The organism is Heterorhizobium halophytocola (assembly GCF_017873095.1).
Classification (GTDB): Bacteria; Pseudomonadota; Alphaproteobacteria; order Rhizobiales; family Rhizobiaceae; genus Allorhizobium; species Allorhizobium halophytocola.
This window is the reverse complement of sequence record NZ_JAGGJU010000023.1, coordinates 1-6,252: the sequence shown is the minus strand read 5'-3', so window position 1 is coordinate 6,252 and position 6,252 is coordinate 1. Positions and strand designations below refer to the sequence as shown.

Below are 6,252 nucleotides of genomic sequence, written 5' to 3'. Positions count from 1 at the left end.
CCCCGTCGCTCACCGCGTTGGGGGAAGGTTCACATGGCTCAATTCTCAATGGAAATTATGCGCCTAACCGGCTCAGTTCTGCGTGGAAACCAACAGCCCAGGCAATCCGGGCGGCGCAGCACGCGCTGGCCGTGGCCATTGCTCAGGACGAAAAGGAGCGCGGCCAGCATGCGGTGATCCTGTCACGGATTGCCGATCTGGAGGGGCGCACGCTAACCGCGCTCTCCAAGGGGAACGATGGTTTGGCTCGCGAAGCCGCTGAGGCCATCGCCTTTCTCGAAGCGGAACGGACGGCCTCCCAGCAGGCACAAGCCCAGTTCGCCACCGCCATTACAAACCTCAAAGCAACTGTCCGCTCGGCGGAGGGACGCTTGAAGGAGTTGCAGCGTGGCGAACGGCTAGCGCGCGCCACCGATGTCGCCCAGAAGATCGATCACACTGCCGCGGGCATCAGCCTTGCCACGCTTGATGATGCCGAACGAACGCTCGAGCGCCTTCGGGATCGCCAAACACAGACCGACACGGTCTCAGCCGTCCTCAAGCAGATGGAAGGCCCGGCGCGGTCCGCCGGTCTCATCGAACGGCTGGCGGATGCCGGATGCGGCGCACCGCTGCGCTCCTCCGCCGATGACGTACTGGCGCGCTTGCGCAACCGCCTCGGCGCTAAAGCCTAAACCACATCACTGCAATTTTTCGAAGGATTAATACTATGAACGACAGCTTTCAGAAACATTCCTCCAGCTGGGTCAGCTTCTCCTATATCTCCTTTGGCGCTGCGGCCTTCATGTTGGCGCTCGGCCTTTGGATGATGCCGCTCGATCTTTGGGGCAAGGGATATCTCGCCATGGGCATCCTTATGCTGGTGCAGACCACCGTCAACATGACCAAGACCCTGCGTGACAATGCGGAATCGGAAAAGCTGATCCGCAAAATCGAAGACGCGAAAACCGAGAAGCTGCTCGTCAAGTTCAATCACAACAGCGACGATTAAGCCTTGTTAACAATGCCGCGGAGTTATTTCGGCTTTCGATGATTGTCTTAACAACTCCGTGGTCTTTTCGCCGTGATCAAAAGGGAAAGCGCCATGCACGATAGCCTGATGAAAACGAGAAAATTCGCGCCACTATTCTGGACGCAGTTTCTCTCCGCCTTCAACGACAACTTTCTCAAGCAGACGCTGATCTTCCTGATCCTGGCGACGATGGCTGCCGAAGGGGCTGCACTCATCACGCTGGCGGGCGGCATCTTCATTGTGCCCTTTTTGGCTTTGTCGGCGCTTGGCGGCGAACTCGCCGACAAACACGACAAGGCTCACATGGCCGAGCGGCTGAAATTAACCGAGATCGGCATTGCCGCCATATCGGTCATCGGCATCGCCTTTTCGTCCATCTTCGTGATGATGGTCGCCCTGTTCGGCTTCGGCGTCATCTCGGCCCTGTTCGGCCCGATCAAATATGGCATCCTGCCGGACCTCCTGGAGACGAAAGATCTGCCAAAGGCTAATGCCTGGATCGAGGGCGGCACGTTTATCGCCATCCTGACGGGTACGATTGTTGCTGCACTTGCCTTTGCCGAGGGAGACAGCGTCTGGATCTTCGGACCGATGATGATGGTTCTGTCGGTTCTGTGCTGGCTGTTCGCCCGCATCATCCCGCGCACCGGTGCGCAGGCGCCCTCTCTTGTCGTCGACAAGAATGTGCTGCGCTCCAGCATGACGCTGGTGAAGGAGTTGCGCGAGGATACCCGCGTCTGGCGCTCGGCGCTGATGAATTGCTGGTTCTGGTTCGTCGGCGCCTTCGTCATGTCGATGCTGCCGATCATGGTCAGCGAAATTCTCGGTGGTTCGGAGCTTGTCGTTCCCGCCTATCTGGCGATCTTCGCGATCTCGATTGCCATCGGTTCGGCAATAGCCGGCTGGATGTCGGCCGGCCGCGTCGTTCTCCTGCCTGCACCGATCGGCACGGCCATCGTCGCTCTCTTCGGCCTCGATCTCGCCTGGAACCTCTGGGGCCTGCAGTCCGTCACACATGCGCGGACGATCTCTGAATTTTTCGCCGGCCAGAACACTATTCGTGTAGCGATCGATCTCGCCGGTATGGCGGTCGGCGGCGCTTTCCTTGCCGTGCCAACCTTTTCCGCCATGCAGACATGGGCGGACGAAAAGCGCCGCGCCCGCGTCATCGGCGGTGCAAATGTCCTATCGGCCCTGTTCATCACGATAGGTCTGGCGCTGGTCGCCATCTTGCAGGCGGTCGGCGTCTCCGTACCGATGATCATTCTCGGCCTGTCGATCATCAATATCGCCGTCGCCTGGTTGATGTTGAAGACGCTACCGACCAACCCCTTTCGCGATTTCATCTCGATCCTCTTCCGCGCCTTCATGCGGCTGGAGGTCGAAGGGCTGGAAAACATCCGCAAGGCCGGTCGCGCGCCGATCATCGCGCTTAACCACGTAAGCTTCCTCGACGGTGCGCTGGCACTCGCCATTACCGAAGAGGAACCCGTCTTCGCGGTCGATTACAAGATCGCCCAGGCCTGGTGGGTCCGCCCCTTCCTGAAAATGGCGCGCTTCCTGCCGCTTGATCCGACCAAGCCGATGGGGACCCGTTCACTGATTAAGGTGGCGCAGGACGGCAATGCCATCGGAATCTTCCCGGAAGGCCGCCTGACGGTGACCGGCACGCTGATGAAGGTCTACGACGGTGCGGCGATGGTGGCGGACAAGACCGGCTCGATGATCGTGCCCGTGCGTATCGATGGTCTGGAAAAGAGCTATTTTTCGCGGCTCTCCGGGGGGCAGGTGCGTCGCCGCCTGTTCCCCAAGGTCAAAGTGACGATCCTTGAACCGGTCCGCCTCGAAGTGCCGGAAGAGCTAAAGGGCCGCAAGCGCCGCATCGCCGCTGGTGCTGCTCTATACAAGATCATGTCGATGCTCCTGTTCGAGACCACGAACACCAACCTCACCGTGCTCGAGCGCATCATCGAAACGGCGCGGGAAAAGGGGCGCGGCAAGCTTGCCGTCGAGGATCCGATCAGCGGCCCGCTCTCCTACGGCAAGCTGCTCACCGGTGCTGCCGTCCTGGGGGCGAAGTTCAAGGCGATGTTTCCGAAAGACAAGACCCTTGGCGTGATGCTGCCCAATGCCAATGGCACAGCCGCCACTGTTCTTGGTGTCATGTCGGCAGGCAAGGTTCCCGCGATGCTGAACTTTACGGCCGGCGCCGCCAATATCCTGTCGGCCTGCAAGGCGGCTCAGGTGAAGCATGTTCTGTGCTCCCACGCCTTTGTCACGCAGGGCAAGCTCGGTCCGATCGTCGCCGAGATGGAAAAGGAAGTGACGTTTGTCTGGCTCGACGACCTGCGCGAGACGATCACGGCCTTCGACAAGGTTTTGGGTCTGTTCCGTGGCTATAAGCCGCTGGTGAGACAGACGGCGGAAGATACTGCCGTCATCCTCTTTACCTCCGGTTCGGAAGGTTTGCCGAAGGGCGTCGTGCTCACCCATCGCAACATCCTGTCGAACGCCGCCCAGGCGGCATCTCGTATCGACTTCCATTCCGGTGACAAGGTGTTCAACATCCTGCCTGTCTTCCATTCCTTCGGTCTCACCGCGGGCACAGTCCTGCCGCTGGTCTCCGGTGTGCCGGTCTATTTTTACCCGTCGCCATTGCATTACCGTATCGTGCCGGAACTGATCTACACGTCGAACGCCACCATCATCTTCGGTACCGACACGTTCCTCAACGGTTATGCCCGCACGGCGCATCCATACGATTTTCGCTCGATCCGCTACATTTTTTCCGGTGCCGAACCGGTGAAGTCGTCGACGCGCGAGACCTATACGGAAAAATTCGGCCTGCGCATTCTCGAAGGTTACGGTGTCACCGAAACCGCACCTGTCATCTCGCTTAACACGCCGATGTTCAATCGCTCAGGGACTGTCGGCAAGATCATGCCTGGCATGGAATGGAAGTTGGAAGCGGTATCGGGGATCGATGAAGGTGGCCGGCTGTTCATCAAGGGCGCCAATGTCATGGCAGGTTACCTGAGAGCCGAAAATCCCGGTGTGATCGAGCCGCTCGTGGACGGGTGGCACGATACCGGCGATATCGTCACTATAGACGAGGACGGTTTTGTCACCATCCGCGGCCGTGCGAAGCGCTTTGCCAAGATCGGTGGCGAAATGGTGTCGCTGGCAACAGTGGAAGCCGTGGCGGCACAATTGTGGCCGGGCAACCTGTCGGTTGTCTCGTCAGTGCCCGATGCCAAGAAGGGCGAACGCCTGATCTTGCTCACCGATGCCCAGAATGCCAATCGCACCGATTTCGCGAACTTTGCCAAGGCAAAGGGCGCGATGGACATGATGGTGCCGGCCGCAGTGAGCGTCGGCGAGGTCCCGGTTTTGGGATCTGGCAAGGTCGACTTTATTGCCGCTCGAAAACTCGCCTTGGCCATGCACCCATCGCTGGATGCCGCATGAGGAACGTTCGACGCGCAAGCGGCGGCCGAAGCGAGTGGGATGGCAATCTATCCAAGCCTACGAGATGCGGATACCGGAGGAGGGGTGGGGCTCTATGAGATTGTCGTCAAAAGAGATAAAGCGCGCTGTGCCCAAAGTCATGATTACGAAGCATATTATACAGTAGATCGCACTTGCCTCCATGGAATACTCGAACGCAGGCTACTATACATTCGCGAGCTGCTAGCGCATCGCGCTGCTTTTCCTTCTCCGTTGGGACTTGCGATTTTAGCAGTAGCAGTTCTGAGCGGACGTTTAGCACGCTGGCGCTGAAGCGCGGGCCGGACACGGCACCTGCCGAGTACGACTGCCCCTGGCGGTGTCCGGGGCAGTATGAGGATGCCGAGACCGGGCTCTACTACAACCGCCATCGGCATTACGACCCGCTGGCTGGGCAATATGCGAGCCCGGATCCGATCGGGCTCAGGCGGGGATCGACCGCAGGGGTATGTGGGCAATCCGGCGGCTTGGATTGATGTGCTGGGATTAAGGGTCGCGCAGGCCCGCGTTCGTCAGTCGCAGATGTTGCAAGACGATATCGGGTATAATGTCAGTCCATTGTCGACAGACCAATACTCTGCAGTTGGTCGTGCAGGAACTTACATCACCGATCGCAAGGCGCTGACGGACGTACTAGGTAAAAGCATAGATGGAGTCATTTCTGCTGATGCGAAAACAATTGCTGTGCTCGAGCGTAATCTCGGCCTTGAGCCAGGATCCTTACAGCAGGGGTTCAAAATTCGTGAAGCGAAAGGTATTCGCGCAAGAAATCCGAGATCTCCGCTTCCAGGAGGTGCTGGTAATAACCAATATTTTCTTGGGGCAGGCGAGCATCTCCCCGGCGGAGGACCGGAGATGTTGATTGACTCTATACCAACTACGGACGCTGCCGGTGTTAAAACAATAGGGATAGTGACGGCGAAATGAAAGATGATGTGAGGCGCGGCCTTGTTTATGTTGCAATGTGCTCGGATGAGAGCATTAAGGTTGTGTGTAAATCAGAGCCGTTTAAAGATTTTTTGTTGGCAAATGAATTCACATTTGAGCCGTTACCTCAGTTTTATGAGGAGGTTTTTGGCGACGTAAAAGGAATGTATTTTGTCAGGAGAGCCATTAACGAGGACGAAAGAGTAGCTGTGCTCGATCGACTGCGAAACGCCGGAATACCCTTCTCGGGAGGGAAAGCGTGGAGTCCGCAAGACGTTTTTGAAGCGCTCCGAGACTCTGGAAAATTGAATGGGACTTATCTGGCATTAGATTGGATGGGTGATGGTGCATTTGAGCTTGTCGTTAAGTAACTGACAGCATGGCGAGGGGCAGCTCATCCGGCGCCGCGCGTGCTCTTGAATGTATTTGTCGGGCAGGCATGCCTCCGCTTGCTTCCTTCAAATTAATTGGTGTTGTAACACCCCGTGTAGCGCGGTCTATCTCGCCGTTTTATCGGCGTTGTGGCCACGGGGCGAGCCTCGCCGCGAGACATTGCACTGACAAGGGGCAGATTCAAAAAATATATACCGAATCCTGATGATCTGCTGGAGGTGAAATAGTTGGAACGGGAAATTAGAATAATTAACAATGCCATCGCGGCTTTGGAAAGAGATCGGGACAAAGAACCGCCTCCGGTCTCGAGAGGCACTTTAGGTCCTGTTGACAAAGTGGATTCCCAAATCAGCTGAAGCGTGATTCAAGGCTGCCTTTTAGGAGGCGGTTTTGGCTCGCGGCGACCTGACGGA

At 57.6% G+C, this 6,252-nt stretch carries 6 protein-coding genes; all 6 read left to right on the top strand.

Going from position 1 to position 6,252, the window contains the following annotated elements:
* Positions 1-17 precede the first annotated feature (17 nt).
* On the top strand, positions 18-674 hold the full coding sequence (locus J2Z17_RS25055; protein ID WP_245224354.1) for a PspA/IM30 family protein: 657 nt from the start codon (positions 18-20) through the stop codon (positions 672-674).
* Between the two features lie 35 nt (positions 675-709).
* Positions 710-991, top strand: a complete 282-nt coding sequence (locus J2Z17_RS25050) for a YiaA/YiaB family inner membrane protein (protein ID WP_209949569.1) — start codon at positions 710-712, stop codon at positions 989-991.
* A 93-nt stretch (positions 992-1,084) separates the two neighbouring features.
* A complete protein-coding gene (locus J2Z17_RS25045; protein ID WP_209949566.1) occupies positions 1,085-4,480 on the top strand; it encodes an acyl-[ACP]--phospholipid O-acyltransferase in 3,396 nt (1,131 codons plus the stop codon).
* Between the two features lie 173 nt (positions 4,481-4,653).
* On the top strand, positions 4,654-4,995 hold the full coding sequence (locus J2Z17_RS25650) for an RHS repeat-associated core domain-containing protein (protein WP_209949564.1): 342 nt from the start codon (positions 4,654-4,656) through the stop codon (positions 4,993-4,995).
* Positions 4,970-5,446, top strand: a complete 477-nt coding sequence (locus J2Z17_RS25035; protein ID WP_209949562.1) for a hypothetical protein — start codon at positions 4,970-4,972, stop codon at positions 5,444-5,446. The genes J2Z17_RS25650 and J2Z17_RS25035 overlap by 26 nt, the downstream gene beginning before the upstream one ends.
* Positions 5,443-5,817: a hypothetical protein gene (locus J2Z17_RS25030; RefSeq protein ID WP_209949560.1), complete on the top strand. Its 375-nt coding sequence runs from the start codon at positions 5,443-5,445 to the stop codon at positions 5,815-5,817. Before J2Z17_RS25035 ends, J2Z17_RS25030 begins: the two co-directional genes overlap by 4 nt.
* The last annotated feature ends 435 nt before the right edge of the window (positions 5,818-6,252 follow it).